Here is a 1,147-nt window from a genome sequence, read left to right on the forward strand (position 1 = left end):
GACTTCGATCTCTTCCGTATCTCCGAGGAGCACGAGATGCTCCGTGAGGCGGTGCGTGGGCTGGCCGAGGCGAAGATCGCTCCGTTCGCGGCGGAGGTGGACGAGCAGGGGCGGTTCCCGCAGGAGGCGTTGGACGCGTTGCAGGGCAATGACCTGCATGCGGTGCACGTGCCGGAGGAGTACGGGGGTGCGGGGGCGGACGCGCTGGCGACGGTGATCGTGATCGAGGAGGTCGCGCGGGTGTGTGCGTCGTCCTCGTTGATTCCGGCGGTGAACAAGCTGGGGTCGCTGCCGGTGCAGCTGTCGGGTTCGGAGGAGCTGAAGGCGAAGTACCTGGGGGCGCTGGCGCGGGGCGAGGGGATGTTCTCGTACTGCCTGTCGGAGCCGGAGGCGGGTTCGGACGCGGCGGGGATGAAGACCCGGGCGGTCCGGGACGGGGACTTCTGGGTGCTGAACGGGGTGAAGCGCTGGATCACCAACGCGGGTGTCTCGGAGTTCTACACGGTGATGGCGGTGACGGATCCGGAGCTGCGGTCGAAGGGCATCTCGGCGTTCGTGGTGGAGAAGGGCGACGAGGGTGTGTCGTTCGGTGCGCCGGAGAAGAAGCTGGGGATCAAGGGTTCGCCGACGCGTGAGGTGTACTTCGACAACGTGCGGATCCCGGCGGAGCGGATGATCGGCGCGGAGGGCACCGGGTTCGCGACGGCGATGAAGACGCTGGACCACACCCGGGTGACGATCGCTGCGCAGGCGATCGGGATCGCGCAGGGTGCGCTGGACTACGCGAAGGGGTATGTGAAGGAGCGCCGGCAGTTCGGGAAGGCGATCGCGGAGTTCCAGGGGGTCCAGTTCATGCTGGCGGACATGGCGATGAAGCTGGAGGCGGCGCGTCAGCTGACGTATGCGGCGGCGGCGAAGTCGCAGCGTGGGGATGCGGATCTGACGTTCTTCGGTGCGGCGGCGAAGTGTTTCGCGTCGGACGCGGCGATGGAGATCACGACGGACGCGGTGCAGTTGCTGGGTGGGTACGGGTACACGCGGGACTACCCGGTGGAGCGGATGATGCGGGACGCGAAGATCACGCAGATCTACGAGGGCACCAACCAGGTCCAGCGCATCGTCATGGCCCGCAACCTGCCGTAACGGC

At 67.4% G+C, this 1,147-nt stretch carries 1 protein-coding gene; it reads left to right on the forward strand.

All coding sequences use genetic code 11. The annotated features are described in order from the left end of the window. Positions 1–1,143, forward strand: a 1,143-nt coding sequence (locus KV557_RS41830) for an acyl-CoA dehydrogenase family protein (RefSeq protein WP_256178755.1), incomplete at its 5' end; no start/stop codon positions are given. Between the last annotated feature and the right edge of the window lie 4 nt (positions 1,144–1,147).

The organism is Kitasatospora aureofaciens, from assembly GCF_019192735.1.
Classification (GTDB): domain Bacteria; phylum Actinomycetota; class Actinomycetes; order Streptomycetales; family Streptomycetaceae; genus Kitasatospora; species Kitasatospora aureofaciens_A.